General features: G+C 70.6%; 27 protein-coding genes. 15 read left to right on the top strand and 12 right to left on the bottom strand.

The annotated features are described in order from the left end of the window. The first annotated feature begins 32 nt into the window (after positions 1-32). Complete coding sequence (locus tag ACIBQ6_RS36910) at positions 33-719, top strand: GNAT family N-acetyltransferase (RefSeq protein WP_397217718.1); 687 nt, start codon at positions 33-35, stop codon at positions 717-719. Between the two features lie 27 nt (positions 720-746). Then, positions 747-1,301, top strand: a complete 555-nt coding sequence (locus ACIBQ6_RS36905) for a three-helix bundle dimerization domain-containing protein (protein ID WP_397217715.1) — start codon at positions 747-749, stop codon at positions 1,299-1,301. On the opposite strand, the gene ACIBQ6_RS36900 is transcribed toward ACIBQ6_RS36905, so the two are convergent. After that, the gene (locus ACIBQ6_RS36900) at positions 1,182-1,559 is read right to left on the bottom strand and encodes a Tn3 family transposase (protein WP_397217886.1); all 378 of its coding nucleotides are present in this window, start codon (positions 1,557-1,559) and stop codon (positions 1,182-1,184) included. The genes ACIBQ6_RS36905 and ACIBQ6_RS36900 overlap by 120 nt on opposite strands. An 86-nt stretch (positions 1,560-1,645) precedes the next feature. Continuing rightward, the gene (locus tag ACIBQ6_RS36895) at positions 1,646-2,644 is read right to left on the bottom strand and encodes an SDR family NAD(P)-dependent oxidoreductase (RefSeq protein ID WP_397217713.1); all 999 of its coding nucleotides are present in this window, start codon (positions 2,642-2,644) and stop codon (positions 1,646-1,648) included. Positions 2,645-2,726: 82 nt separating this feature from the next. Between ACIBQ6_RS36895 and ACIBQ6_RS36890 the strand changes: the two genes are divergently transcribed. Next, positions 2,727-3,329: a TetR/AcrR family transcriptional regulator gene (locus tag ACIBQ6_RS36890; RefSeq protein WP_397217711.1), complete on the top strand. Its 603-nt coding sequence runs from the start codon at positions 2,727-2,729 to the stop codon at positions 3,327-3,329. A 777-nt stretch (positions 3,330-4,106) separates the two neighbouring features. Here ACIBQ6_RS36890 and ACIBQ6_RS36885 read toward each other — a convergent pair. Together ACIBQ6_RS36885 and ACIBQ6_RS36880 are read right to left on the bottom strand one after the other, a co-directional pair. Further along, entirely contained in the window at positions 4,107-4,766 is a 660-nt protein-coding gene (locus tag ACIBQ6_RS36885; protein WP_358302579.1) for a maleylpyruvate isomerase family mycothiol-dependent enzyme, read from the bottom strand. Between the two features lie 2 nt (positions 4,767-4,768). Next, complete coding sequence (locus ACIBQ6_RS36880) at positions 4,769-5,128, bottom strand: VOC family protein (RefSeq protein WP_397217708.1); 360 nt, start codon at positions 5,126-5,128, stop codon at positions 4,769-4,771. Positions 5,129-5,207: 79 nt separating this feature from the next. Here ACIBQ6_RS36880 and ACIBQ6_RS36875 point away from each other — a divergent pair, with 79 nt between their 5' ends. Beyond that, a complete protein-coding gene (locus ACIBQ6_RS36875) occupies positions 5,208-6,260 on the top strand; it encodes a sigma-70 family RNA polymerase sigma factor (protein WP_397217706.1) in 1,053 nt (350 codons plus the stop codon). Between the two features lie 105 nt (positions 6,261-6,365). Further along, positions 6,366-6,674 carry a hypothetical protein gene (locus ACIBQ6_RS36870; RefSeq protein ID WP_397217704.1) on the top strand — a complete coding sequence of 103 codons (309 nt, stop codon included), beginning with the start codon at positions 6,366-6,368 and terminating at the stop codon, positions 6,672-6,674. Here ACIBQ6_RS36870 and ACIBQ6_RS36865 read toward each other — a convergent pair. Continuing rightward, on the bottom strand, positions 6,637-7,263 hold the full coding sequence (locus ACIBQ6_RS36865) for a hypothetical protein (RefSeq protein ID WP_397217702.1): 627 nt from the start codon (positions 7,261-7,263) through the stop codon (positions 6,637-6,639). The two genes, ACIBQ6_RS36870 and ACIBQ6_RS36865, sit on opposite strands and share 38 nt — an antisense overlap. Then, a complete protein-coding gene (locus ACIBQ6_RS36860) occupies positions 7,253-7,810 on the bottom strand; it encodes a TetR/AcrR family transcriptional regulator (RefSeq protein ID WP_397217700.1) in 558 nt (185 codons plus the stop codon). Before ACIBQ6_RS36860 ends, ACIBQ6_RS36865 begins: the two co-directional genes overlap by 11 nt. A gap of 15 nt (positions 7,811-7,825) precedes the next feature. Here ACIBQ6_RS36860 and ACIBQ6_RS36855 point away from each other — a divergent pair, with 15 nt between their 5' ends. After that, the gene (locus ACIBQ6_RS36855; protein WP_397217698.1) at positions 7,826-8,194 is read left to right on the top strand and encodes a hypothetical protein; all 369 of its coding nucleotides are present in this window, start codon (positions 7,826-7,828) and stop codon (positions 8,192-8,194) included. Between the two features lie 121 nt (positions 8,195-8,315). On the opposite strand, the gene ACIBQ6_RS36850 is transcribed toward ACIBQ6_RS36855, so the two are convergent. Beyond that, positions 8,316-8,906, bottom strand: coding sequence for a TetR/AcrR family transcriptional regulator (locus ACIBQ6_RS36850; RefSeq protein ID WP_397178434.1), 591 nt, complete (start codon positions 8,904-8,906; stop codon positions 8,316-8,318). Positions 8,907-9,045: 139 nt separating this feature from the next. Here ACIBQ6_RS36850 and ACIBQ6_RS36845 point away from each other — a divergent pair, with 139 nt between their 5' ends. The 5 genes from ACIBQ6_RS36845 to ACIBQ6_RS36825 all read left to right on the top strand — a co-directional run bounded on the left by ACIBQ6_RS36845 (position 9,046) and on the right by ACIBQ6_RS36825 (position 18,310). After that, positions 9,046-9,588 (top strand): dihydrofolate reductase family protein, encoded by a 543-nt coding sequence (locus ACIBQ6_RS36845; RefSeq protein ID WP_397217696.1) that lies wholly within the window; start codon positions 9,046-9,048, stop codon positions 9,586-9,588. Positions 9,589-9,861: 273 nt separating this feature from the next. Next, entirely contained in the window at positions 9,862-11,028 is a 1,167-nt protein-coding gene (locus tag ACIBQ6_RS36840; protein WP_397217884.1) for an IS5 family transposase, read from the top strand. An 87-nt stretch (positions 11,029-11,115) separates the two neighbouring features. Continuing rightward, positions 11,116-14,019, top strand: coding sequence for an AAA family ATPase (locus ACIBQ6_RS36835; protein ID WP_397217694.1), 2,904 nt, complete (start codon positions 11,116-11,118; stop codon positions 14,017-14,019). A gap of 59 nt (positions 14,020-14,078) precedes the next feature. Then, complete coding sequence (locus ACIBQ6_RS36830; protein ID WP_364337215.1) at positions 14,079-14,201, top strand: hypothetical protein; 123 nt, start codon at positions 14,079-14,081, stop codon at positions 14,199-14,201. A gap of 101 nt (positions 14,202-14,302) precedes the next feature. Further along, positions 14,303-18,310, top strand: coding sequence for a S8 family serine peptidase (locus ACIBQ6_RS36825; protein WP_397217692.1), 4,008 nt, complete (start codon positions 14,303-14,305; stop codon positions 18,308-18,310). Here the strand turns inward: ACIBQ6_RS36825 and ACIBQ6_RS36820 are convergent. The 3 genes from ACIBQ6_RS36820 to ACIBQ6_RS36810 form a co-directional block, all read right to left on the bottom strand. Beyond that, entirely contained in the window at positions 18,294-18,575 is a 282-nt protein-coding gene (locus ACIBQ6_RS36820) for a hypothetical protein (RefSeq protein ID WP_397217690.1), read from the bottom strand. The genes ACIBQ6_RS36825 and ACIBQ6_RS36820 overlap by 17 nt on opposite strands. A 294-nt stretch (positions 18,576-18,869) precedes the next feature. Next, on the bottom strand, positions 18,870-19,772 hold the full coding sequence (locus ACIBQ6_RS36815; protein WP_397217688.1) for an IS5 family transposase: 903 nt from the start codon (positions 19,770-19,772) through the stop codon (positions 18,870-18,872). 288 nt (positions 19,773-20,060) lie between these two features. After that, complete coding sequence (locus ACIBQ6_RS36810; protein WP_397217686.1) at positions 20,061-21,017, bottom strand: Lrp/AsnC family transcriptional regulator; 957 nt, start codon at positions 21,015-21,017, stop codon at positions 20,061-20,063. Between the two features lie 81 nt (positions 21,018-21,098). Here ACIBQ6_RS36810 and ACIBQ6_RS36805 point away from each other — a divergent pair, with 81 nt between their 5' ends. From ACIBQ6_RS36805 to ACIBQ6_RS36790, 4 genes are all read left to right on the top strand, one after another. Further along, positions 21,099-21,962, top strand: a complete 864-nt coding sequence (locus ACIBQ6_RS36805; RefSeq protein ID WP_397217684.1) for an NAD(P)H-binding protein — start codon at positions 21,099-21,101, stop codon at positions 21,960-21,962. Beyond that, positions 21,959-23,035: an FAD-dependent oxidoreductase gene (locus ACIBQ6_RS36800; RefSeq protein ID WP_397217682.1), complete on the top strand. Its 1,077-nt coding sequence runs from the start codon at positions 21,959-21,961 to the stop codon at positions 23,033-23,035. Before ACIBQ6_RS36805 ends, ACIBQ6_RS36800 begins: the two co-directional genes overlap by 4 nt. Positions 23,036-23,351: 316 nt before the next feature. After that, complete coding sequence (locus tag ACIBQ6_RS36795) at positions 23,352-23,504, top strand: hypothetical protein (RefSeq protein WP_397217680.1); 153 nt, start codon at positions 23,352-23,354, stop codon at positions 23,502-23,504. A 14-nt stretch (positions 23,505-23,518) separates the two neighbouring features. Next, positions 23,519-23,758: a hypothetical protein gene (locus tag ACIBQ6_RS36790; protein WP_397217678.1), complete on the top strand. Its 240-nt coding sequence runs from the start codon at positions 23,519-23,521 to the stop codon at positions 23,756-23,758. Positions 23,759-23,830: 72 nt separating this feature from the next. On the opposite strand, the gene ACIBQ6_RS36785 is transcribed toward ACIBQ6_RS36790, so the two are convergent. Next, entirely contained in the window at positions 23,831-24,379 is a 549-nt protein-coding gene (locus ACIBQ6_RS36785; protein ID WP_397217676.1) for a hypothetical protein, read from the bottom strand. Positions 24,380-24,521: 142 nt separating this feature from the next. Next, positions 24,522-24,863: a hypothetical protein gene (locus ACIBQ6_RS36780; protein WP_397217674.1), complete on the bottom strand. Its 342-nt coding sequence runs from the start codon at positions 24,861-24,863 to the stop codon at positions 24,522-24,524. Between the last annotated feature and the right edge of the window lie 23 nt (positions 24,864-24,886).

Raw genomic sequence — 24,886 nt, 5'->3', positions numbered from 1 at the left:
CAGAGTAGACCGTACACCATGAGGGAGGCGTCATGGAGATCCGTACCTTCGCACCGAGCGACCGCGCCGAGCTGCGCGAGCTGTTCGAGCGCGTGGGCGAGGGCGCTCCCACGGCAGCTCTGTGGGGGCACACGGACTCGGAGGCGGCCGTCTACCTGGACCCCTACATGGAGCTGGAGCCGGACTCGCTCTTCGTCGCCGTCGCCGGGGGCGCCCTGGTGGGCTACCTGACGGGATGCCTCGACAGTGCGCGGTTCCCCGGCGAGGGCGAGCGCATGGAGCAGGCGATGCGGACCTACCGGCTGGTCTTCCGGCCCAGGCCCGCGGCCTTCTTCGCGCGCAGCCTGGCCGATCTGGCGTGGGCCGCGATCCGCAGGCAGCCCGGCGCCGGCGAGCTCACCGACGCCAGGTGGCCCGCGCACCTGCACATCAACGTGGCGCCCGAGGCGCGAGGGACCGGCGCCGCCGACGGGCTGATGACCCGATGGCTCGACCGGCTCAGGAAGGCCGGATCCCCCGGCTGCCACCTGCAGACCCTGGTCGAGAACACCCGGGCGGTGCGGTTCTTCGAGCGCATGGGGTTCGCCGAGCACGGCCCGGCGTCACTGGTGCCCGGCCTCCGCCACGACGGCCGGCGGGTCCACCAACGGACGATGGTCTGGAGCGCCGACCGCGCCGCCGAGGAGGCGGGAGCGCGGACGTCCGCCAGGCGTCAATAGTCCCAGGCCGCCGCACCGCCACCATCGTTGGCCGCCGTACCGGACATCGAGCGGTTCCTGCACACCAGCTACGACCAGTTCGCCACCAAGGCGGCGGTGGCGAACGTCCTGCCGCTGCTGGCCGAGCGCTTCGCCCGCCAGCGGCTGCACGCCTCGGCCCGCGTGGAAGGGGATGGGGGAGGTGAAGGGTGGCCGATCGTGCGGAAGTTGGCGTCCATCCGGATCTTGGTCATCGTACGCTGCCGCATCATCGCCAGCCAGGCGTTGACGAGGCCGGCGCCGAGCAGCGTCAGGACCCAGCCGGTCGCCAGGTCGTCGTCGATCGCCCTGGACAGCAGGTACGGCGGCAGCGTCAGGCCCACCGTCCACAGGGTGCCCAGCGTCGCGCCCAAGGCGACCCGGCCCTTCTGCGCCCACGCCAACCAGCACAAATACCGAGCAGCCGCCTTCGCGGCGATCACGCTAGGCCATGGCTTCACCGGCCCGCCGAAGGGGGTCGCTTGCAGCGGCCGACCCAGGATGATCGGCCCCGACTCCGTTCGCCGACCTGACGTTCCGCCCACGGCGACGCCGACACCGTGACCAAGCAGACCCACTCGGTCTGCTGCGCCACGGTGGGGAAGCCGGAGGAACCGGCGGCCGCAGAGCCGGACCTGGCCGAGGTGTCCCCAGGGTGCTGTGCAGGCCCTCGCCTGGCGCGGGCGCGCGAACAGCCACGCCCCGCCGGTTGCTCACTGCGTACTCGCAGATGAAGATCGTCCTGATGACGCGGCCCAGTTCCTCGAGCGCCTGGTACGAGGGGGCGTGCCTGGATTGCGAGATCGCAGAGAACGGACGCATCTCAGAGGCGGTCACCCATGAAACAGACCCCCGTCCATCCCCGGACCGCGTGACTGAGCACGCGGTCCGGGACGTGGTTCATCGCGTCATGCGGAGGCCGCGTCGGAGTGGACCCCCTGGTCAAGCAGGGCGTTGATCATCTCCTGGAGTTGATCGCGTCCGATGGTGCCGAGTGCGCCGGTCAGGGCCTGGGCGAGCTTGTCGAACGGGTCGTCCATCGGCAGTTCCTTCACCTTCTCGGCCAGTTCCGCCACGCTCCACAGCCCGTCTTTGTGGATGTGGGCGCCGAGGGACCAGCCATGATTGACCGTGACCGTTCCGCCCCGTACCGACAGCAGCTGGCCGGTGAGCGGGCAGGCCGCGCCGGCCAGGTAGGCGGCGACAGGTGCGCAGGCGGCCGGGTGCAGTGGGTCGAACCGGCCCACCGGCGGTTCCTCGCTCATGCCGGGAACGGCGAGAGTGAGGCGGGTCCGGGCCATCGAGGGCGAGATGCAGTTGACCCGCACGCCGTACCGGCCGAGTTCGAGGGCCGCCACGGTGGTCAGCGCCGCGACCCCGGCGTTGCCTGCCGCATAAGAGGCCTGCGCGGGCAGGGGGTTGAGCAGCCCGGAGCCGGAGGAGGTGTTGACCACGGCGCGGTCGGCGTGGACCCCTGCCTGATACCGGTCGCGCCAGTGGCGGGCCGCCCAGTGCGTCACCGCGAAGGTGCCCTTCAGCTTGACGGCCGCGACGTCGTCGAAGTCCTCCTCCGACAGGTCGGTCAGGCCCATGTTCCGTTCGATGGTCGCGTTGTTGACCACGACGTGCAGGTCGCCGAAGGACTCCAGAGCCGTCTCCACCATGTGGCGGGCGCCGTCCCAGTCGGTGACGCTGTCGGTGTTGCCCACGGCCTGTCCGCCGTGCGCGATGATCTCCGCGACGACCTTCGCGGCTACGCCGGCGTCGCCGCCCGTGCCGTCTATGGCGACGCCGGGGTCGTTGACCACGACCTTCGCGCCTTCGGCGGCGAAGAACAGCGCCTCTTCCCGCCCGATGCCGCGCCCCGCTCCGGTGATGAGGACGACGCGTCCGTCCAGACTTCCCATGAACGATCTCCCTTCACTGACTGCAGTCTATGTACTAATTCACAGTATGCATTAATTCAGGAGATGTCATAGACTGCCCTGCGTGGTGGAGAAGCACGGACTGCGAGAGCGCAAGAAGCAGCGCACCCGGCAGGCACTGATCGAGGCGGCGGTGCGCCTGTTCGAGGACAAGGGCTACGACCAGGTGACGGTGGCCGAGATCGCCGACGCCGCGGAGGTGTCCCCCCGCACCTTCTTCCTCCACTTCCAGACCAAGGAGGATGTGCTTCTGGCCAATGCCGACGTGCGCGTCGATCTGGCGCTGCAGGCGATCGCCGAGCGCCGCGCCGGGGAAGGGCTGCCTGAGGTGCTGGTGCGGGCGATGGACCAGATGATCGCCGATACCTGGGACAGCGACCTCCCCAGCGGGCTCGCGGCACTGCGGGCACGGCTGGCGGCCTCGGTGCCGGCGCTACAGGCCCGGCTGCTTCAGCGATACCTCACGGCGCAGGCCGAACTGGCCCAGGCTCTGCAGCGGGCATTCCCCGGCAGACTCGACACGATCACCGCCTCCGCCTTGGTCGGCGCAATGGTGGGCGCGGTCAGCGCATCCGCAGTGACCGCGCTGCAGCGCGGCGACGGACCCGGCGAGGTGCGGAACGCCATGCGGCAGGCCATGGCTCTGGTGGCGCAATCCGTCGCCTGACCCCGTCCATCCGGGTATGTGTCGAAGCCGTCACTGGCTCGCGTGGGGGAGGCGATTCACCGTCACAGGTGATCAATTGTCCTCAAGGTGCGTGGAAGGTGCAGGTATGGCGATCAGCCTCTTGCACGCGGCCCCGGCCACCGGCGACACCGCACAACCCGTCCCATGCTGGGCACTCCGTACCGCCTGAGCGCTTCCCTGGGTGCTGCTGGTTGGCGGCGCTACTCGGCATCGGTCTGGTGCGCGGTACACGCCGTCGCCGACCCCGCCCGGCGCCAGGTCTGGAGCACCCGCTACATGCACTCCGGTCACGGCGACGAGTTCAGCTTCCGCGATGCCATGTCGGCCGCGCGAGCGGCGATGACATCGGCCAAGGACATGCACCGCGCCACCACCTTCGTCATCAGGCTGGACCTCAGCGACGACGACGCCATTACGCCCGCGGCCACGATGCAGGGTGATCGAGCCGGTGGCCATCCTCCTACAGGACCCGTCCGAGCAGGACCGGCAAGCCCTCGCCGACCTGATCAACCAGTTCGCGCAGCAGGAATCCGCCCCTGAGCGGCAGCTGACGGCCTGGGAGGCGCCCGAACCCCTGGGGGCCTCCTGGTCCGACAGTGAGCCGCTGGGCGCGACCACGCTCGCCTGCACGGCTTCCTTGTCGAGACAGATGACCGCCGCTTGCTGTCGGCGTACAGGCAAAGGCACACAGGCAAGTACAGGCAGACATGCAACCCAACTGCTCAGAGCCCGAGCGGTGAGGGCCTGAGGTGGGGATCACGTGACCGTACCGCGGGCGCGGAGCACCGCAACACCGTCGCCTTCGAGCTCGTTCCAGTAGCCGGCGCGTCCGGTCATCGCCATCGTCAGCGCCACTGTCGGGCCGGCCACGAGAGCGCCGGAACCGGTCTCGAAGGGGCCGTCGTTCGCGACGAGACGCAGGCCGCGGATCCGGCCCTTGGCCAGGACCACCATGTCCGTGCGCCGGTAGTAGTGGGCTATCCGCGTGAGCAGGTCGATCGGATAGTCGCGTCGGATGCCCAAAGGTCGCCGGATGTCCTCTCCGTGCACGATCGTCTCGCCCAGCATCGCCATGACCGGCAAGGGGGGCTTGGTCGTGCTGGTGATGATGCGGCGGAACCTGGCAAGCGTCTCGGCCGGGGTCGCGCCCAGTTGTTCGGCCAGCCGTATGGCCACCTGTTGATCGAAGTCGAATCGGCAGCGGATGACGCCGGTCAGCCACCGTACCGGCGTGAGGCTCGCCCCAGAGGTCATGTGCGCCAGCACCTCGCGGACCGTCAGCCCGGCGCACAGGGACGGCGTGGCCCATCGCTCATCGGTCAGATCCGCGAGGTCGGCCGCCAGGGCCGCCCGTTCGGCGTGGACCAGCGACCAGAGGTGGACCTTGTCGATGGGTTCGGGTGTGAACTCGATCATGGTCAGCGGCTCACCAGACCGACGCGATTGCCGTCGAGGTCGGCGAATACCGCGATGCGCCCCAGGGGCGTCTGAGTCGGCTCCAGGACCCGGCTGCCGCCCAGCCGTTGCGCACGAGCGAGCGCGGCCTCGACGTCGTCAACCGGGAAGTAGACCACGATCCCCGTATACGGGCTGTTCGGACCGGCCTGGCCGATCCCTCCCGCAGGACGGCCGCCGTCGTCGCCGATGAGTGCGTAGGTCTCGTCGATGGCGTTCACCTCCCAGCCGAACATTTTCTGATGGAAGCCTCGCGCTTGCCGAGCATCGAGTGTGGAGATGTCGAACCATTCGGCTGCGGGGCGAGATCCGGTCGACGTCATGGCAGTCCTCTCTGGCGGGGCCGGGCCGGTGTGGCCCGTCACCTGGTAGGACTGCCGCTGTAGGGCACAATCGTCGCTCATGGGGGAAATATCTTTCGGGCTCCCGGCGGATCCGGTGCGAAGCGGTCAGGAGGCTGACCTGGCCCGAGCTCGTACGGGGGACGATGCCGCCTTCGCGCGCCTGGTCGGGCCGCTGTACCAGGAATTGCATGCCCATTGCTATCGCATGCTGGGCTCGACTCACGACGCCGACGACGCCCTGCAGGAAGCCCTGCTGCGCGCCTGGCGAGGGCTCGCGCGGTTCGAGGGCCGCGGCTCGTTGCGCTCGTGGCTCTACACCGTGGCCACCCGCACCTGCCTGGACCTGGTCGCCTCCCGCGCCAAGCGGGCGCTGCCCGCCGACCTTGGCTCATCCAGCGACCGGGCCGTGCTGGACGCTGCCCCCTTGACCGACGTCGCCTGGTTGGCGCCCTACCCCGATCAGGGCCTCGCCGACGGCCGCGCCGCCCCCGAAGCGCGTTACGAGCGGCGCGAGTCCGTCGAACTCGCTTTCGTCGCTGCCCTGCAGCACCTGTCGGGCAACCAGCGGGCCGCGCTGCTGCTGTTCGACGTTCTCGGGTTCTCCGCCGCCGAGATCGCCACCATGATAGGCACCTCGACCACGTCCGTGAACTCCGCCCTGGCGAGGGCCCGCAGGCTCATTGCCGAGAAGACCCCCTCGATGAGCCAGCAGCAGGCGCTGCGGAAGATCGGCGACGCCAAGGTGCACAAACTCGTGGCGGCGTTCGCGACGGCGTTGGAACGCGGCGACATCGACGCCCTGGTGCCCCTGCTGACCGAGGACGTCACCTGGTCCATGCCGCCTCTGGCGCACTGGTACAAGGGGTTGGCGGCCGTCACCGACTTCGCCCTGCAAGTCCCCATCACCAGCTGTCCAAGCTGGCGCACCCTTCCAACCAGCGCCAACGCCCAGCCCGCCGTGGCCTTCTACCTCGGCGGCGACGTCGCCGGGCCGCACACCGCCTGGTCGATCACCGTGTTCGCGCTCCGCGGCCCGCGCATCTGCGAGATCGTCTCGTTCCTCGGTCCCGACCACTTCCCACCCTTCGCGCTGCCCGCCTCACTTCCCTGACCGCGAAACCGCAGGCGTTGGCTGAGAATCGCATCGGCCACTTCTCTGCCCGTAGAAGTGAAGGGTCGATGCGTCAGACGGTGGGACGAGATACCCGCTCTGGGTGTGCTCGCCGGCTGCGGCCGGGGTGTTGGCCGGCAAGCGGGCCACCTCGCACTGGGGGCGGGTGCGGCACCTGGAGGGCTCGGCAGCACGGCAGTCGAGGAGCGGGTCGTCTTCGATGGAAAGATCGTCACCGCGGCAGGGGTGTCGTCGGGGATCGACATGGCGTTGACGTTGCTGGCCGGGGAAGCCGGGGAGCGGATGGCGCAGACGGTTCAGCTCGCCATCGAATACAACTTGGCTCCGCCGCATGACATGAAGACGCCGGGCGAGCTCAAGGAGGAGGCGCTGCGGGTGATCCCGATGCAGTGACCGGCGCGGATCGCATGGGCGCCTCCGGCACCAGATAGCACACCAGGAGCTTGAGGAAGAAGAAGACGGTGAACCAGTCCAGGGTCTCCGGAACCGGCAGGGCCGTCAGGTTGACCAGCACCGCGGCCATATAGGCGGCCATGGCAGCGGGCCGCTTGGCCTCCAGTCGGACCATCTCGATGAGCAGAGCGCCCGCCAGCAGAAGGGCGGAATTGGTCAGAAACCACCCCCATGCGGCGTCCAGCACCACGAACGCCATGGCCGCCAGGTAGACGAGGTGTGCGGCGACGAACCCGAGCCGCGCGCGCGAGGGTTTGTGGTGGTACCACCTCTTGGCCGCGTTGGTCGCGTTGGTCATCACGCCGCCCACGAGATCGAGGCCGATGACCAGCATGACGAGCCATTGCGGCCAGCCACCCTGGATCGGCGCCAGGAGCAGGTGCCAGCCGAGCAGCGCCATGCACGCGAGCGAGCCGGCGATCTCCATCCGCTGCTCCGCCCGGCTCTTGCCCGGCCCCATGAACCGCTCGAACGCACCCCTCCATCCCGGCGGCGTGGCGGGGATGGTCCAGTCGATCTCAGCTCTCATCGGGCTTGCTCCACATCCCTCGCACCAGGCTCCAGATCACATCCGGTACGGCGGAGCCCTGGCGTAGCCTTGCGGCAGCCCAGACGTCGGCGGCGCGCAGGACGGCGGCGGTGGCGGCGAGCATGAGCTCGCGATCCACGTCGGACCTGATCACGCCGAGGGCTCGCCCGTTGTCGAGCACGGGGGCCAGCCAGGGCGCGGGGTCCTGGGCCGTGCTCGCGTCGAGCAGCGCCAGGTCATCGGGATGGGCCAGGCCGTGCGCGGTCAGCCGGCCGGAGGCCGCCTGCAACTGCTCCCAGAACTCTTCGGCCGAGCCGGCGTCCGGCCAGTCCCCGAGCGCCTGGGATATCCGCGCGTGCACATCCTCGATCACCCCGGCGAACAGGTCTTCCTTGCCGTCGAAGTACTGGTAGGCCGACGTTTTGGAGATCCCGAGCTCGGCGATGATCTTGTTGTAGGAGGCGCGGTCGGCGCCGTCCCGGGCGAAGTGTTCCCTGGCGACCTGCAGGATCCCCTGCGGTGGTCGGAATCCCCGCTGGTTCGGCACCAGGTGGAGGGCAGGATGGCCGGCCTCGAAGGGCCGTACACGACCGCGCGCCTCATGGCCGACATGAGCCGCGTGCTTGTTCCGCCGTTCTCGGTGCGGGAGCAGGTGGAGTCCTCCCGGCGCGGTGTCTTTCCTGACTGGCCCTTCGACATTCCCGGCGGCTGGTGGATCGCCGCCTCCTGGGCGCTCGTCTTCTTCGCCGTGCTCTGTTCCACGCCTCGACTTGCCAACCGGTGGGCTTGGTTCTGGCTATTCACCGTCGGGCATCGAACATCCCCCGCACGCGAGTGGGCGCGTGCGGCCGACCTGTGCACCATGGCGGCCGCCATGGTTGACACCGCCGGCGCGTTTCCGCAGTTCAGGGCGTTGACCGCCCGGCCGTGATCGTTACTTCTGTGTGCCAAGGTGCTCTTGGCGCGCTCGCCCATCGTGTCCACCGCGGCGAACGCCAGGTCCTTCGGCAGCAGCCTGAGGTTGGGCACTGCCCCGAACGCGGATGATCACGTCAGGGAGTTGCGAAGCGCGCGGCGATCGTCCGGGCTGCTTCGTCGACCGCTCGCAACTGCTCTTCCTTGGTGATCGACCACGTACCGTGCGTGAGGCGCGGCCAGAAGATCGCGGACGCGATCATGCCGAGGAACTGTGCGGATGCCAGATCCGGATCATCGATGTCGGCGCTTCCCGCGGAGTGTGCCTCCCGCAGATAGCGCCCCAGCGCCTGCAGTACGGGCAGCGTGCCGAAGTCGAAGGTCCGCTCGCGCAGTTCGGGGAAGTGGTGCGATTCGGCGATCACGGTTCGCATCAGGGCGACCATGCGAGGACGAGTCAACAGTTCCGCATACGCGCGACCTAGGACCACCAAGCCCGCGTAGAGGTCGCCGGTTGGGATCTCGACCGGCTCCGGAGCCGGCGATCCGCCTGCCGCGAGCACCGTTGCCTCGAAGAGCTCGGCCTTGGTCGGGAACTGCTTGAAGAGCGTTGCCTTGGACACCCCTGCGCGCTCGGCGACACGTGCCAGGGGCGTGCGGTCGTACCCGAACTCCAGGAAGAGCTGCGCGGCGGCGCCGAGGATCGCCTCGCGATTGGTCGCGGCCACCGCACGGTGGTACGAGGAGCGTCCCTGTGTCATCCGTTCAGCATCTCATCGAGGCGAGTTCCTTGACTCACCATTACGAACACGATTAGGTTAATAGAGGTGAGTCGATCGACTCACCTCTCGGAGATAGGAGCGGCTCATGGCTACCGTGATCGTCCACGCGACCATCACTCTTGACGGGTTCATGGCAAAGGAGGACGGCGGGGTCGACTGGATGTTCGGCCGGCCCTCCGCTCCCGAGGATGACGCCGTCGTCGAGTCAGTGATGAGCCGGATCGGCGCGGTGGTCGGCGGCGCGAACAAGACCCAGACCATCGAGGACGGCGAGATCCCGTATGGCGGCATGCTGAAGGTCCCGGTCTACCTGATGACCCACAGCGCCCATGAGCCGATCGAGCGCGACGGCATCACGTACAACTTCGTCGTCGACGACATCAACGAGGCCGTCAGGCTGGCCACGCAAGCGGCCGGGGACGGCTGGGTCAGCCTGCTCGGAGGAAGCATCGCACGACAGTGCCTGCGGCTGGGTCTCGTCGACGAGCTCCACCTGGACGTTGCGCCGGTCCTGCTCGGCGACGGCATCTCGCTGTTCGCCGGCCTTGGGCGGCACATCGAGCTTGAGCGCCTCGATACATCAGCCTTCGCGAGTGAGGCTCATCTTCGCTACCGAGTCCTCCGTTAGCCAGAGTTGCAGGTCCTCCGAGCCATCGGGAGCCGCGGTGCCAGGCGGCTACGGTCAGCAGCGCCCTGCCTCACATCGAGACAGGCTGAGCAGGAGACGACCTCACCAGTACCGAGGCCGGAAGAGAGAAAAGGAAGAGGGCCACGCCCAAACCGGCCCCATCGCATCAGTTCAGAGCGTGTTTGAGAAGATCGTTTATGCACGGCGTGGCAGTGACGGCCAGCTCGTGGGCGGCCAAGGCGGCCGAATGCCCCCGCAGCGCAACCCTCAGACCTGACCGACGCCCAATGGGACCTCATCACGCCTCTGCTTCCCGAGCCCAACAGCGGCGGCCGCCCGGAGCAGCCCCCGCGCCGGGAGATCGTCAATGCCATCCTGTACGTGGTCCGTTCCGCCTGCCCGTGGCGGTATCTGCCCACTGACCTGCCTCCCTGGCAGACCGTGTACCGGTACTTCCAGCAGTGGGAGCAGGCCGGCGTGACCGAGGCCCTGCTGCGCGAGCTGCGCATCAAGGCCCGCCGCCAGGACGGCCGCGACGACGAGCCGTCCGCCGGCATCATCGACTCCCGAAGCGTCAAGGACGCCGACACCGTCGGGCGTGACAGCCGCGGCCATGACGCCGGCAAGACGGTCAACGGCCGCAAGCGGTTCATCATCACCGACACCACCGGCCTGCTGGTCACCGTCGCGGTGATGGCGGCGAGCCGGCAGGATCGTGACGGTGCCAAGACCGCCTTGCTGTCGGCGTATCTGGCGACCCCGATCCGGCACGTCTTCGCCGACCAGGGGTTCGCCGGCCGGTTGGTGGACTGGGTCCGCGACACCCTGCGTACAAGGTTGGAGATCGTCCGCAAGCCCGCTGATCAGCGAGGCTCCACCACCCATCGCACGGCGATGGGTGGTGGAGAGGACACTGGTTTGGCTGACCGCCTGTCGCCGTCTGGCCCGCGACTACGAACGAGACCCGAAGATCTCCGAGGCCGTCATCCGCTGGGCTGCCATCGCCGGTATGGCCTGCCGTCTCACCCGCACGGGCGCCGCTCGGCGACAAGCCAGAATCGGCTGCGACTAACGAAGACCGCCGATCTCAAACACTCACTCCGTGTAATGGCGCAAAATCCAACGGATATGCCTCTCACCTGCCACCTGGCCCGCGCGCCACCACCTCGCCGGCTCGCGCCCGCCGCGTCAAATGCCCGAGGCGCGAGCTCTGGTCCGCCGGGTGCTGGAAGTGACGACCACCGTGCCCGCGCTCGTCAGCGACCATCGCTTCGACATTCCCGGCTGCCAACCCTTGATCTGGAGCATGGCCTCGAAACCGGCCACCTGCGCGGCGAGCCGGCGAAGCCGCGGTTGCACATCGATCGGCTGTCGGCTGCGCAGGTGCGGGACAAGGTGGGAGAGAACCAGGACCCAGGAACGTTCGCCAGGGGCACATGAGCCTTCATGGGCGCTTGCTGTATGAATGATCGCAACTGAGGTGATTCATCACGCAAGGCACGGACCAGGTGAGCGGAGGCGGTCTCGATGGCGGACGGCGACACGGCCGCGGGACGGGTGATCTCCCCGATCCTGATCGGACGCAAGGAGGAGCTTCGCCGCCTGGTCGCGGCGGTGAGCCGGCCGCCCGCGGTGGTCGTGCTCGAAGGCGAGGCCGGTATCGGCAAGAGCAGGCTGTTGGCCGAGCTGGCGGCGCTGCCCGTGATGGCCGGCAGGCTGCTGCTGCGCGGCGGTGCCCGGCGCATCCGGGAACCTTTCCCTCTGGGCCCCCTGATCGAGGCGCTGCGCGGCACCGGCGACGCGCTGGCGCGCGCCGAACTGTCGCCGGTCGCGGGCGCGCTGCGCGCTCTGCTGCCCGAACTGGAATCCGTGCTGCCGCCTGCGCTGAAGCCCCTGGACGACCGGGCCGCCGAACGTCACCAGCTGTTCCGCGGCCTGGCCGAGGTGCTGCGGGCGCTCGGCCCCGTCGTCCTGGTGGTGGAGGATCTGCACTGGGCCGACGAGCAGACGATCGAATTCCTCGCCTACGCGCTGGCGGTCCCGCTGCCGGAGATGTCGCTCGTGCTCGCCTACCGGGGGGAGGAGGCGGACGGCTCGGTCCGGGAGGTGACCGGGCGTCCCGCGGACCCGGTCTTCCACGATCACATCCTGTTGAAGGCCCTGGACGCCGCGCAGACCGGCGCGATGGCCGCGGCGATACTGGGCGAGGCGGGCGTCACCGCGGACTTCGGCGCGCATCTGCATGAGCTTTCGTCGGGGCTCCCGCTGGCCGTCCAGGAGTTGATGGCGCTGCTGCGGGCGCGCGGCGCGCTGATCAGGCTGCGCAGCGGGCGGTGGGCGCGCAAGGCGGTGGCCGAGCTCGACGTGCCGCCGGGCGTCCGCGACTCGGTGCGTGAACGGGTGGCACGGCTGCCCGAGGTGGCGCGGGTCGTCGCGGAGGCGGCGGCGGTGCTGCATGTACCGGTGCGGCTGGAGGAACTGGCCGCGGTAAGCGGGCTGACCAGGGCCGACACCGTGGCGGGGGCGGACGAGCTGCTGGTCTCCGGCCTGCTGGTCGAGCAGGCCGGAATGGTGGCGTTCCGGCACGTACTCACCGCCCAGGCGGTATACGGGGCGATCCCGCTCGGCCGGCGACAGGAGCTGCACGCGCGGGCCGCCGCGGCCGTGCGGGCCCTGAATCCGGTGCCGCTCGGCCAGGAGGCCCACCACCTGCGCCGGGCCGGACGGCTGGCCGACTGGGTGGAGGCCGCCGAACAGGCAGCGGAACAGGCCTCGCAACTCGGCGACGACGCCGAGGCAGTCCGCATTCTGGAGGACGTCCTGCGCCACGCGCCCCTCGCCCCGGAACGCCGAAGCCGCCTGGCGGTACGGCTGGGATGGGCCGCCGCCCAGGTGCTGCGCCCGCCGAAGGTCATCGACCTGCTGTCGCAGGCGCTGGAGTCGGAGCAACCGGGCCCGCTACGCGGCCAGCTGCACTTTCTCATCGGATTGCTCCAGGAAAGACTCGGCGAGGACCCCGGCGCGCAGCGCCGCGCCTTCACCGCCGCCGTCGACGACCTCGCGGGCCAGCCCGAGCTCGCGGCATGGGTGATGGCGGCGCTCGGCCGGCCGATGGACGCGCGGGTGCCGCTGGCCGAGCACATCGTGTGGCTGGAGCGGGCGCTGGCGGTGGTGCCGGCGATCGGCAACCCGGTCGAGGAGGTGTTCATCCTCGGCAAGATCGCGACCTCGCTGGGCGGGTACGGCGACCCCCGCTGGCTGGAACTGACCAGGGAGGTGCGCCGCAGGACCGGCGGCCGGCCACGGCACCGGCAGGAGGTGGGCGCCTACCGATCCATCGCGGAGAACGCCTGTCTCGCAGGGAACTACGAAGTCGCCGCCACCCTGCTGACCGCGGCGATGCGGGAGGCGGCCGGCGAGGAGTCCTCGCGCGAGCCGCTGGCGCGCTGCCGCCTGGTCGCGCTCTTGCTGGCCTGCTGCCAAGGCCGGTGGGACGGCCTGGAGGAGGAGACCGCGCTCCTGCTCGAGGAGTACGGCGGCCGCCCGTTCGACCGTCTCGGCGCCGAGACCGTCGCGGCCTGCCTGGCGCTGGCGCGCGGCGAGCTCGACACCGCCCGGCGTGAGCTCCCCGACGTCGCCGGCAACGCCCTGGTCATGGGCGCCTATGAGCTGCTTCCGCTGTCGGTGGCCGGGTTCCTGCGGCTGTCCACGGCGAACGGCGAGGCCGGGGCCGCGCTCGCGGCGACCGAGGCGGCGGTCGCCGTGTGGGAGATCAAGGGGCTCTGGCCGCTGGCGGTTCGCGCGCTGCCCGCGCTCGCCGAGGCGATGGCGGCCGCCGACCGGCAGGAGGAGGCGCTCGCGCTGGTGGCCCGGCTGTCGGCACGGCTCGGCGACCTCGACGCGCCGATGGCCGCCCCGGCGCTGGCCCACGCACGCGCTCATCTCACGACCGGGGACGAGGCCGCGGCGGCGGACTTCCGCGCGGCGGCAGCCGGTTACGACCTGTTGGGCGCGCCGTACGAGGCGGCCCAGGCGCGCGAGCTGGCGGCCGGGCGCCTGTTCGCCGCCGGGTGCGCCGGAGCGGGAGAGCCGCTGCAGGAGGCGATGGCGACGTTCCGGGGCCTGTCGGCCCGATGGGATCTCGACCGTGCCGCGCAGCTCGCCCGCAGGCACGGCGTGACGGTCAAGGGCCGCTTTCCCGGTGGCCCGCAGGGTTACGGTGCGGACCTGTCTCCCCGGGAACGCGAAATAGCCGACATGGCCGCCGCGGGCCTGACCAACCGGGAGATCGGCCAGCAGCTGTTCGTCTCCCCCCGGACGGTGGAGAAGCACCTCGGCGCCGCGTTGCGCAAGCTCGGGCTGCGCTCCCGCGCCGCCCTCGGCGCGCACCTCGGCCTGGAGCACCCCCGTAGTGACCCACCCCGTCCGTGAGCCGCGAATGGGGTGCCCTACCCATAGTCCTCACCGGCGGTGCGCACGAGGCTTATGGCATGTCCGAAACCGACTCCACCGACGGCGAACAGGGCGACGCCGTCCCAGCGCGGGAAGGACCGCCGGAGAAGCCGGTCATCGAACCCCTTGACGACGCCCCCGAAGGGTTCGAGCCCGTCTGATCTTCCCCCCTCTGCACCCGAAAGGGCAGTTCCGCATGTTCCCACGCAGATCACCGCATGATCCCCCCTCCCTCAGGCCACGCCGCACGAGCGCACTGCTCGTGGTCTCGGCTCTGGCGCTCGGCGCCCTCACGGTGCCCGGCACCCCCGCCCTCGCCGAGGAACCCGCTCCCACGCCGGGTCAGGTCACCGGCCCGGTCGCGCTGACCGGGCTGGGCCCGGGCGACCATACGATCACCCTGATCACCGGCGACCGGGTACGGCTCGGCGACGCGGGCGGCGGCAAGTACACCGTGCGCCCAGAGGCGCACGCCCGCCCCGACGGCACCACCGCCCGGCTGTCCGCGCTCGCCACCCCCAAGGGCGTGTACGTCACCCCGGGCGACGCCGTGCCCGCCATCAACTCCGGGCGCCTGGACCGGGAGCTGTTCAACGTCACCTATCTGGCCGAGAACGGCTACGCCGACGACAGGTCCAAGCAGCTGCCCGTCATCGTGCAGTACCCAGAACGGCACACCGACCAGGCCGTCGCCTCGGCGGCCGCGGCCATCCCGGCCAGCGAGCCCGTGCTCACGCTGGAAAGCGTGAACGCCTCGGCGATCCAGGTCACCAAGGCCGAGGCGGGCGCGTTCTGGAACGCGGTGCGAGCCGTACCGGACACCAAGGGCGCCAACGGGATCGTCGGCCTGGCCAACGTGCCGGACACTCTGCGCGGCGGCATCGCCAAGGTGTGGCTGGACGGCAAGGTCAAGGCCGACCTCGCCGAAAGCGTCCCGATGATCGGCGCTCCGCAGGCGTGGGCCGGCGGCCACGACGGCGCCGGTGTGAAGGTCGCCGTCCTCGACACCGGCGTCGACGCGGCACACCCCGACCTGGCCGGCCGGATCACCGACAGCAAGTCCTTCATCCCCGGCCAGCAGGTGCGGGACGGCCACGGCCACGGCACCCACGTCGCCTCCACCATTGCCGGCTCCGGTGCGGCGGACGGCGGCAAGCACAAGGGCGTCGCGCCCGGCGTCCGGCTGATCGTCGGCAAGGTGCTGTCCGATGAGGGGACAGGCAGCGACTCCCAGATCATCGAGGGCATGGAGTGGGCCGCGGCCTCCGGCGCCAAGGTGATCAGCATGAGCCTCGGCGGCGGGGCCACCGACGGCACCGACCCGATGAGCCAGGCGGTCGACACGCTCAGCGCGTCCTCAGGCGCCCTGTTCGTGATCGCCGCGGGCAACACGGGCGCGGCGGGCGCCGAGACGGTCGCCACCCCCGGCACGGCCGACGCCGCGCTGACCGTGGCCGCCGTGGACAAGAGCGACGCGTGGGCGGCCTTCTCCAGCCAGGGACCGCGCGTCGGCGGCGGCCTCAAGCCGGACATCGCCGCCCCGGGCGTGGCCATCACCGCGGCGCGCGCCGCCGGCACCAGCATGGGGAGCCCGATCGACGAGCACTACACGGCCGCGAACGGCACCTCCATGGCCACCCCGCACGTCGCCGGAGCCGCCGCGATCATGGCGCAGCTGCACCCGGACTGGACGGGCCCGCAGATCAAGGCCGCGCTCATGTCGACCGCGAAGGACGACGCGCTCAGCGTGTACAAGCAGGGAGCCGGCCGCATCGACGTGGCCAGGGCGTACGCCCAGCGGGTCTTCGCCACCACCGGAGGGATCGACTTCGGCGCGGTCGAGAGCGGCGCCGAGCCCATCACCAGGGAGCTGACCTACACCAACGGCGGCAGCGAGCCGATCACCCTGAAGCTCACCGCCGAACTGCGCAGGTCGGACGGCAGGGCGGTGGAGAGCGGGCTGAGCATCGCCGCGGCAACCCTCACCCTCCCCGCCGGAGGCACCGCCGCCACTGCCGCCACCATCGATCCCAAGGCCCTGCCCGACCTGGACAACTACACCGGCGTCGTCACCGCGACCGCCGAGGGCGTCGAGTTGCGCACCGCCGTGGGCGTCGTCCGCGAGGTGCCCAAGGCCACCCTGACGATCCACACCCTGGGCCGCGACGGCAAGCCGCGCAGCCCCTGGGCCCAGGACACCATCGACATCACCGGCGGCAAGGGCTTCATCGGCGGGGTCGGCCTGATCGCCGAGGGCACCACGGTCGTCCGCGTGCCGCAGAGCGTCATCAGCGTGACGCAGCTCATCGAGTGGGTCGGCGACGACGACCGGGGCAACCTGGCGGTGCTGTCCGTGCCGGAGTTCACCGTCACCGGGGACACCGAGATCACGCTCGACGCCAGGAAGCTGGCGGAGATCCGCTTCACCACCCCGCAGCCGGCCGAGCCGTTGAGCAACTTCCCCTACCTGGCCTACCAGCGGACAACGGTCAGCGGAACCCCGTTCATGGGGTTCGTGTGGCCCAAGGACTCATGGACCCGGGTGTGGGCGCTGCCCACGGAGAAGGTCACCAAGGGCTCCTTCCGCTTCCACACCCGCTTCACCCTCGGCAAGGCCGAGGTCGCCATGAGCGTGCGCGGGCGGGACCGGCTCCCCTTGAGCCCGGCCTCGGCGCTGCACGGCTACAACACCTTCGGGGTGCACGAGCAGAGCGACGGCTTCCCCGACTTCCGGCCCTTCACCGGCACCCATGACCTGGAGCTCGTGGACGTCGGGGAGGGCAGGCCCGAGGAGCTCGCCGGCCGCGACCTGCGCGGCAAGCTCGTCCTGCTGGAGGCGCCGATGTCGCAGAACACGTTCGGCGACGCGTGCGGAGTCCAGATCGAGCGGATCGGCCCGATCCGCGACGCCGGCGCTGCCGCCATCGCGCACTTCCCCAAGCCCGGGACGGGATGCGCGATCCCGCTGAGCTTCACGCAGACCCCGTTCACCGGACAGGCCAAGCCGATCGGCATCCCGACGGTGTCCCTGCCCTCCCGCGAGGCCCTCGGCCTGCGCGACCGGCTCGCGGGCGGCAGGCAGGTCACCGTCCGGGTGACCGGCACCGAGGAGACGCCCTACAGCTACACCTTCGCCCCCTACGAAGAGGGCCGGGTGTCCCGCTCGCTGCACTACACCTTCCGCGAGCGCGACCTGGCCAGGATCGACCTGGACACCCACGTCGTCGCCCCCAACCGCTACAACGACTGGCGTTACGCGCAGAAGGCCGACGATGTCATCCCGCTGTCGACCGGGCTCAGCGGGTGGGGCGGCCCCCGGCTCACCCTGCAGGAACGCCAGGACTGGGTCGGGCCGCTCGACTCCGGCCTCCTGTGGTCGCACGGCATGGAAGAGCAGCGCGGCGGGCCGACGGACGCCCGGATCCCGCAGTGGGCCCTGGAGGTGTTCGACGAACCGGTCCGCGTCCGGCAGTCGTGGATGACCACGCCGTTCACACCAGGCGTCGCGACCGGCTCGGACAAGGTCTACAAGCTCGCCAAGCCGGGCGCCAACCTCGGCGCGCACCTGCGCTGCCTGATGTGCGTGCAGGGCGACAAGCTCTGGGCGGAGTTCGAGCCCAGCTACGGCTCGCCCGGCAGCAGGAAGCACAACGGCGACTACTGGCCGACGCCCGACCTGTCCAAGCCGGGCTTCGACGTCCGCCTCTACCGGGACGGCAAGGAGATCCCGCGCGCCTCGGTCAGCGGCTCCACCATCCTGCCGGTCTTCGCCCTGCCGAAGGACTCCGGCAGCTACCGCCTGACCGCCAAGAACGACCGGCACGACGTCGAGTGGGTCTTCAACACCCCGGTGACGGCTCAGCGCCTGCCCGGCTCCTTCTGCTCGCTCGATGTGCTGTACGGCACGGCGAAGCCCTGCAAGCCGGCCCCGGTCGTGTTCGTCAGCTACGACCTGGGCGACACCCTGGACGTCACCAACAGCGTGCGCGCCGGGCGGTCACACACCTTCACCGTCGCCCCCTACCACGCACCGTCCCCGTCGAAGATGCCGGACATCGCCGGCCTGAGATTGTGGGCCAGCACCGACGACGGCGCCACCTACACCCCCGTCCCCGTCAAGCGCGACAAGGACGGCACCTACACCGCCACGGCCCGCTACCCCGCCCTCGGTGCCACCAAGGGCGCGGTGACTCTCAAGGTCGAAGCCTGGGACAAGGCGGGCAACACACTCAAGCAGACCACCATCCGAGCCTTCAACCTACGCAAGTGACCACCTGACCATCGCCCGGCCGGACTCCCACCGTCCGGCCGGGCTCTTGGATCAAGCGAGACACGCTGGCGCTCACCACCGGACAGCAGCGCGCCGCCCGCACCTCCGGGAGGCTTGCGCCGGGACGGCCCAGGCGCACGTTCTCCTCGATCGTGCCGTCGAAGAGATAGACGTCCTGGAAGACGATGGCGATCCGCGCCGTCAACGCCTCGGTGCTGATCGAGCGCACGTCCACGCCTCCCGCGCGCACCGCGCCGGCGTCCACGTCGTAGAAGCGCGCCAGCAGCTGGAGCCGCCGCTGACCTGCTGAAGGCGGTGGAGATCTGGCGGGAGCTGAACGCCACGGGCGCCCGCAAAGTCCCGCGGTCGCGCCGGTCACCCTCGTACCGGCCCGCTGGCGCGGCTACCTGGATACCGCGGCAAAGAGCGGCAATGCCAGCGCCTACCGGCACTACTGGGAGTTGTGCACGCTGCTGGTGCTACGGGACGCCCTGCGGGCGGGGGATGTGTGGGTGCCCGGATCGCGCCGGTATGCCAACCCGGCCGCCTAGAGCCTGTCTCAAAGGATCGTGAGCCAGTCGTTGATAGCGGCGATGTGGACGGTGGCTTCGTATCGGACGGCGAGCTTGTCGTACCGGGTGGCGATGCCGCGGTGGCGTTCGAGCCGGTTGATGCCGCACTCGACGGCTGAGCGGGCGCGGTAGTCGTCTGGGTCGAAGGACGGCGGGCGGCCACCGCGGCTGCCACGCCGTCGCCGGGCAGCGACGCGGTCGGTCGGCTCGGGGATGGTGCACCGGATCTTGCGGGCGCGCGGGTGCTGCCGGATCGCGCGGGAGGAATACGCCTTGTCGGCCCGGACGATCTCGGGCCGGGTGCGCGGGCGACCGCGCCCGATCCGGGGCACCTTGATAGCGGCCATGACCGCGGGGAACTGTGGCGCGTCGCCGCGCTGCCCGGCTGTCACCACCAGGGCGAGCAGACGCTGACCTTTTTCACAGGCCAGGTGCAGTTTGGTCGACAGGCCGCCCCGGGAACGTCCCAGGGCGTGATCGGCGGGTTCGGCCTGTACTCCGCCGGGTGGTTCGACCTGCGCTTGGCCGCGCCTCGACGCGCCGGCCGCGTGCTGGTGGGCGCGGCAGACGGTGGAGTCCACCCCGACCTGCCAGCCGACCAGGCCTCGGGCGTCGGCCAGGGCTTGCAGGCGGGTGAGGATCTGCTGCCACAGGCCGGCGCGTTGCCAGCGGCGGAACAGGCTGTAGACCGCCTGCCAGGAGCCGTAACACTCCGGCACGTCCCGCCATGGCGCGCCCACCCGTACCCGCCAGCGGATCCCGTCGATCAGCTGCCGTTTGCTCCGCCGCGACGGCCGACCTGGCCTTTTGGGTGCCGGCAGCAGCGGTTCCAGCCACGTCCATTGCGCATCGGTGAGGTCGAACCGCCGTGTCACCGCTAAGGTGGCCACGAGGTCTCCGGTTATTGGTTCTTCTTGGTCGTTGAACCCTTACCGGAGACCTCTCTGCGTGTCCGGCTACGACACGCCGTTGATCAACACTTCGAGACAGGCTCTGGCCGAACGTGCCCCACGGTGGCCATGGAGCGTGCAATGGCGGAGGTGCTGTACGCGGCTGGGTTCACCGTTCTGCTACGCCCTGTTGTGGGTCTGCGGGTGAGGATGGCCCCACCAGCCGCCGTCTGAGATGTCGCTGCAGGCGGACAGCGGCCAGGCTGGGAGGGAGGCGCGGGACGGGGTTCAGGACAGGAAGGTGCCGACCCGCTTGACCGTGCGGATCACGGGCGCGGTCTCCAGCTCGCGCACGCCGTGGAGCGGCGCCACCCGCTCGGTGAGGTAGCGGTAGAGGTCGCGGGTGTCGCGGCAGGTCACGCCGGCCATGAGGTTGGTGGGGCCGGTGGTGGCCGCCACCACGTCGGCCTCGGGATGGGCGGCCATGGCTTCGCCGACCGAGGCCAGGGCCGACGGCTCGATCTTCATCCACAGCCAGGCCTCGGCGTGGTAGCCCAGGGTCTGGGAGGGGATCTCGACGTCGAACCTGAGCGTGTCGCCGGCCCGCAGTTCGTCGAGGCGGCGTCGCACGGTGGTGTGCGACCATCCGCTGGCCCCGGCCAGCTCGCCGTACCCGGCCCGCCCGTCCTTCGCCAGCACCCGCAGCATGGCGTGGTCCTGCGCGGTCAGCGAGACCTCTTTCTCGTGCTGCTGCACGTGCCGGATCCGCTCGGCCTGCTCGTCGGTGAGCACCGCGACCCGGCTGCGCCAGCCGGCGAACATGTGCAGGGTCGCGTGCGCGGACATGGCCACGATGCGCGGAGTACGCGGCAGCTTCTTCAGCAGCAGGGCGTCGCCGTCCTGGTCGCCGCCTGCCTGGACGCCGCAGGCGATCTCGGTGCCGCCGGACAGCAGGCGGACCCACACGGTGTCGTCACGGCGGGCGAGGGCCTCGGCCACCTGGGCCGCCGCATCCGGCGTGCACACCAGGCGCACCGACCAGGCGGTGCGGCCGAAGCGCTGGCCGTTGAGCCAGCCGACCACGCGCAGGACGCCCTGCGCGCGCAGCTTCCGGTAGCGGCGGGCGACCGTGTGCTCGGAGGCGCCGAGCACCTCGGCGATCGTGCGGAAGGAGGCGCGGCCGTCGATCTGGAGCGCGTGCACGAGAGCGTAGTCCAGCGCGTCCAATGCGCTAGTTATCGCCATAATTCGACGCTACATGCTATTTATCGCCGCGAGATGGCATTTGAAGTGCGTAGATCGCCGAGGTAGCCGGATTCTTGCTGCATGAGCACCTACCTGGTTTTCGGCGCGACGGGCAACGTCGGCAGAAGGGTCGCCGAGCGGCTGGCCTGGAGCGGCGCAGCCGTACGAGCCACGAGCCGCAACCCCGCGGCCGCGAAGCTTCCCCGGAGCGTCGACGTGATCACCCCGGATCTGGCCGCGCCCGGCGCCCTGGACGACGTCGAAGCGGCCTTCCTCATGTGGCCCTTCCACTCGGCCGAACCCGCCCGCCCCATCGTCGACGCGCTCAAGCGCCGTGTCCGCCACGTCGTCTTCATGACCGGTGGGGGCGCACTGCCCGGAGTCACCCCCGAGGAGCAGCCCAACCCGGTCGCCCGCTGGCACGCCACCGTCGAGCAGCTGATCGAGCGGTCGGGCATGGAGTGGACGGTGCTCAGCCCCAGCACCTTCATGACCAACACCCTGTGGTGGAGCGACCAGATCAGGGCGGGCGACAGCGTCCGCGGGGCCTTCGGCTCGCTGGCGATGACGCCGATCCACCAGGACGACATCGCGGCGGTGGCCGTACACGCGCTGACCGAACCCGGGCACGACAGACGCCGCCACACCCTCACCGGGCCTGAGGTGTTGACCCAGGCCGAGCAGGTACGCCTGATCGGCGAAGCCATCGGCCGCCCGCTGCACTGGCAGGAGTTGACGCCGGAGCAGGAACGCGCCCGGCTGCTGGCCGACCCCGGCTTCCCTGACGGCTTCATCGACGAGCTGCTCGACGGCTACACCAAGATGGCCGCCGCCCCGCCTCCGGAGGTCACCTCCGCGGTGCGTGACATCACCGGGGCGCCCGCAACAACGCTGTCGGCGTGGGCCGCCGAGCACGCCGACGACTTCGGCGGCGACCAGCGATGAGGGTGATCGTCATCGGGGCCGGCCTCGGCGGGCTGGCCCTGGCCAACGGACTCCTCAGGGCCGGCATCGACGTGGCCGTCCACGAGCGCGACCTATCGCCGCACGTCCGCCGCCAGGGCTACCGCCTGCACCTCAGCGACATGGGCCTCGACGCGCTGACCAGCGTGATGACCCCGGAACGGCGAGCGGCCTTCCTTGCCACCGCCCACATACCCTCGCCCCGCTTCGTCCGCTTCGATCCCACGCTCGCAGGGGTGGAGGTCCTCGGACACAGCGGACGCCACCTGTCGATCGACAGGCAGACGCTCCGCGAGTCCCTGCTGCCCGACGTGGCGGAGACGATCACGTACGGGACGCGGCTGACCGGCTTCCAGGTCGTGGCCGACCACGTGACGGCGCGCTTCGACGACGGCACCACCGTCACAGGCGACGTCCTGGTCGGCGCCGACGGCATCAACTCCGCCGTGCGCGGCCAGTACCTGCCGCATGCCCGCGTCGTCGGCACCGGCCTCGTCCAGCTCTACGGCAAGATCCCGGCCGAGTTGGCCGAGGGCATGGACAACGTGTTCACTGCGATCACCGGTCCGGGCCATCGCGTGGTGGGCGTTGCGCCGACCCGTGACTACGCCACCTGCTCCTTCGGCGCCCGCGCCGAAGACCTCCCCGCCGGCCTGAACCTGATGACGCAGGATCAGCTCAGGTCCCTCGTCATGGACCTGACGGACGGCTGGCATCCCCTCGTCCGGCGGATGATCAGCCAGTGGTACGACGTCTTCCCGCTGGAGCTGCGCACCAGCGTCCCGATCCCGCCCTGGCAGACCACTCGCGTCACGCTGCTCGGGGACGCCGCCCACGCCATGAGCCCGGCAGCCGGGGCCGGGGCCAACCTCGCCCTGCGCGACGCGGCGGCGCTCACCCAGGCGCTGGCCCCGGTGCTCGCTCGCGGCGGCCCGCTCATCCCCGCGCTGCGCTCCTACGAGCAGGAGATGATCGACACCGGGTTCGCCGCGGTCCGCATGTCCGCCGCCAACGGCGCCCGCATTCTCGGCCAAGACCCCCTGCCCTCCGGTTGACGGCGCGTCACCCTTCGGTGCCGGACGGGCCGCGTCCGCCCTTGGTGAGGCCGGCACCGGCGCGCCCCCAACTGGTGTCGGCACTTCGTGCGTTTCCGGGACGGTCCAGGGCGTGTGCCCGCTCCACACCGGTTCCTGACGCGCCGGACGGCCGCGGCTGTCGTCCTTCTTGTGGCCGGAGGGACCGGCCTGGGGGAGGAGCAACGGCCGTCGCCGCCGACCGACAATCGCAGTGCGGCCCCGGAGATCATCGGGGCATCCGGTGGCCGTAACGGACGCACCTCGCGTACGTCGCGACCTCACCGCAGGAGCCCATGTGACCCGTCTTCGTCCCGTATTCACCGTCGCGCTGCTGGCCGTGGCCACCGTGGGGGCGCTGTCCCTGCCGGCCCAGGCGACCGAAGGCCAGTCGTGCAACACCGGACCGAACGGACCCGCCTGCCACTCGCCGGGCTGGGGAACCAAGTGACAGGAAGGAACGCCATGCGTCACGCACGCCGCCTCGTCGTCGCCGCGCTCCTGGCCGCCGCCTGGGTGGTCCCCGCCACCGTTCCCGCCCAGGCCGACAGCCGGACCGACTGCTACCAGATCTTCAACCACAACTACCAGGCCCTCGTCTCTCGGGGGTGGAGCCCTGAGAAGGCCGCCAACGAGGCGCTCCTCTACTACGACGAGTGCATGCGGCTCAAGGAGAACCCCGCTTCGGACCACCCGACCGACTGACCTCTCCGCGCAACCGTCCCGGGGCCTGCTTCCACGTGCGCAAGGACGTGCGCGGAAGCAGCTCCCGGCCGGTCAGACGCCGATCGTGAGGGTTCCGGGCGCGGTGAGCCGCGCGACGCCACCGGCGGCGCAGGCGAGCGGGTCGGGCTGCAACCCGAGGCCCTGCGAGATGGCGGGCAGGCCCTCGTACCTGCCGTCCTGGATCGAGCCGGTGGCGATGACCTGGATGTAGCCGGCGAGCCGGTTCACGACCCGGGTGTAGGCGAACGTGCTGTGCTCCCCGGCGCTCCAATGGTAGGTCCGGGTCCCGCCGGCCGAGGTGAGCAGGCTGGTGCAGGTGGCGCCCGTCGCCGTCCCGGACTCCTCGTACCAGCCGGTGGGGGCGGCACTGTCCGTGCAGGCGGTGAGCCGGCCGTGGACGGCGTACGTCAGGGTCTGGGGCGTGTTCGTCAGCGGCGGTTGGTAGACGATGTCCTCCTGGAGGGTGCAGACCTGGAGGGAGGCCGCGTGCGCGACGGACGCGGGCAGCAGGCTCAACCCCACCGCAACCAGCACGGCGAGGGCCAGGAACACAGCGGGCGCGGATCGTGCCGAGCCTCGGGCGGTACGTCGCGGCGACATGGGCGGGGCCCCTTCCGTGAAGGTGGACGGGCAGGCTGGGCCGGGTGGCGTACCTTGCCAGGAACCTCCTGCCATCGGGCGCTTACGTATAGTGAACCGCTCCGCGTCGTCCGCCCAGCGTCCGCGCGACCAGCATTTGCCATCAGCGGGTGCTCAAGGTGTCGCCGTCCGGCCAGGATTGCGGTCGCGGTACTGCGGGAACCCGCCGCTCAGGGCGCCCGGCGGTCGAAGCGGCTGATCGAAGGGCCGTGGACGAACTCTCGCGACATCTCGATGAAGCTCTGCGGGAACCGAGCGGGAAGGCGCTGGCCCGGTCGAGCCGCTCGACCACCTCCGGCGGCACCCGCAGGTGGCAGGCGGCGAGGTTGTCGGTGAGCTGGTCGAGCGTCCGCGCGCCGGAGATCGGGTGGATCCAGGTGTGATGCGGCCCGGTCCAGGCGAGGGCGGCCGGCTTGCTCAGCACCCGGTTGACGTGCGCCCTCACCGTGGTCTCCGTCAGCCACTGAC

It is taken from the genome of Nonomuraea sp. NPDC049655 (assembly GCF_044465465.1).
Taxonomy (GTDB): Bacteria; Actinomycetota; Actinomycetes; order Streptosporangiales; family Streptosporangiaceae; genus Nonomuraea.
The sequence above is the reverse complement of the archived record's forward strand: the minus strand, read 5'-3'. Positions and strand labels throughout refer to the sequence as shown.

Bases quoted from the DNA above. Each gene is read 5' to 3' on its own strand.
- ACIBQ6_RS36910 (WP_397217718.1), top strand. From the start codon at position 33: ATGGAGATCCGTACCTTCGCACCGAGCGACCGCGCCGAGCTGCGCGAG.
- ACIBQ6_RS36900 (WP_397217886.1), bottom strand. From the start codon at position 1,559: ATGCGTCCGTTCTCTGCGATCTCGCAATCCAGGCACGCCCCCTCGTAC.
- ACIBQ6_RS36895 (WP_397217713.1), bottom strand. From the start codon at position 2,644: ATGGGAAGTCTGGACGGACGCGTCGTCCTCATCACCGGAGCGGGGCGC.
- ACIBQ6_RS36885 (WP_358302579.1), bottom strand. From the start codon at position 4,766: ATGATCGAGTTCACACCCGAACCCATCGACAAGGTCCACCTCTGGTCG.
- ACIBQ6_RS36880 (WP_397217708.1), bottom strand. From the start codon at position 5,128: ATGACGTCGACCGGATCTCGCCCCGCAGCCGAATGGTTCGACATCTCC.
- ACIBQ6_RS36875 (WP_397217706.1), top strand. From the start codon at position 5,208: ATGGGGGAAATATCTTTCGGGCTCCCGGCGGATCCGGTGCGAAGCGGT.
- ACIBQ6_RS36865 (WP_397217702.1), bottom strand. From the start codon at position 7,263: ATGAGAGCTGAGATCGACTGGACCATCCCCGCCACGCCGCCGGGATGG.
- ACIBQ6_RS36855 (WP_397217698.1), top strand. From the start codon at position 7,826: ATGGCCGGCCTCGAAGGGCCGTACACGACCGCGCGCCTCATGGCCGAC.
- ACIBQ6_RS36845 (WP_397217696.1), top strand. From the start codon at position 9,046: ATGGCTACCGTGATCGTCCACGCGACCATCACTCTTGACGGGTTCATG.
- ACIBQ6_RS36835 (WP_397217694.1), top strand. From the start codon at position 11,116: ATGGCGGACGGCGACACGGCCGCGGGACGGGTGATCTCCCCGATCCTG.
- ACIBQ6_RS36830 (WP_364337215.1), top strand. From the start codon at position 14,079: ATGTCCGAAACCGACTCCACCGACGGCGAACAGGGCGACGCCGTCCCA.
- ACIBQ6_RS36810 (WP_397217686.1), bottom strand. From the start codon at position 21,017: ATGGCGATAACTAGCGCATTGGACGCGCTGGACTACGCTCTCGTGCAC.
- ACIBQ6_RS36805 (WP_397217684.1), top strand. From the start codon at position 21,099: ATGAGCACCTACCTGGTTTTCGGCGCGACGGGCAACGTCGGCAGAAGG.
- ACIBQ6_RS36800 (WP_397217682.1), top strand. From the start codon at position 21,959: ATGAGGGTGATCGTCATCGGGGCCGGCCTCGGCGGGCTGGCCCTGGCC.
- ACIBQ6_RS36790 (WP_397217678.1), top strand. From the start codon at position 23,519: ATGCGTCACGCACGCCGCCTCGTCGTCGCCGCGCTCCTGGCCGCCGCC.
- ACIBQ6_RS36785 (WP_397217676.1), bottom strand. From the start codon at position 24,379: ATGTCGCCGCGACGTACCGCCCGAGGCTCGGCACGATCCGCGCCCGCT.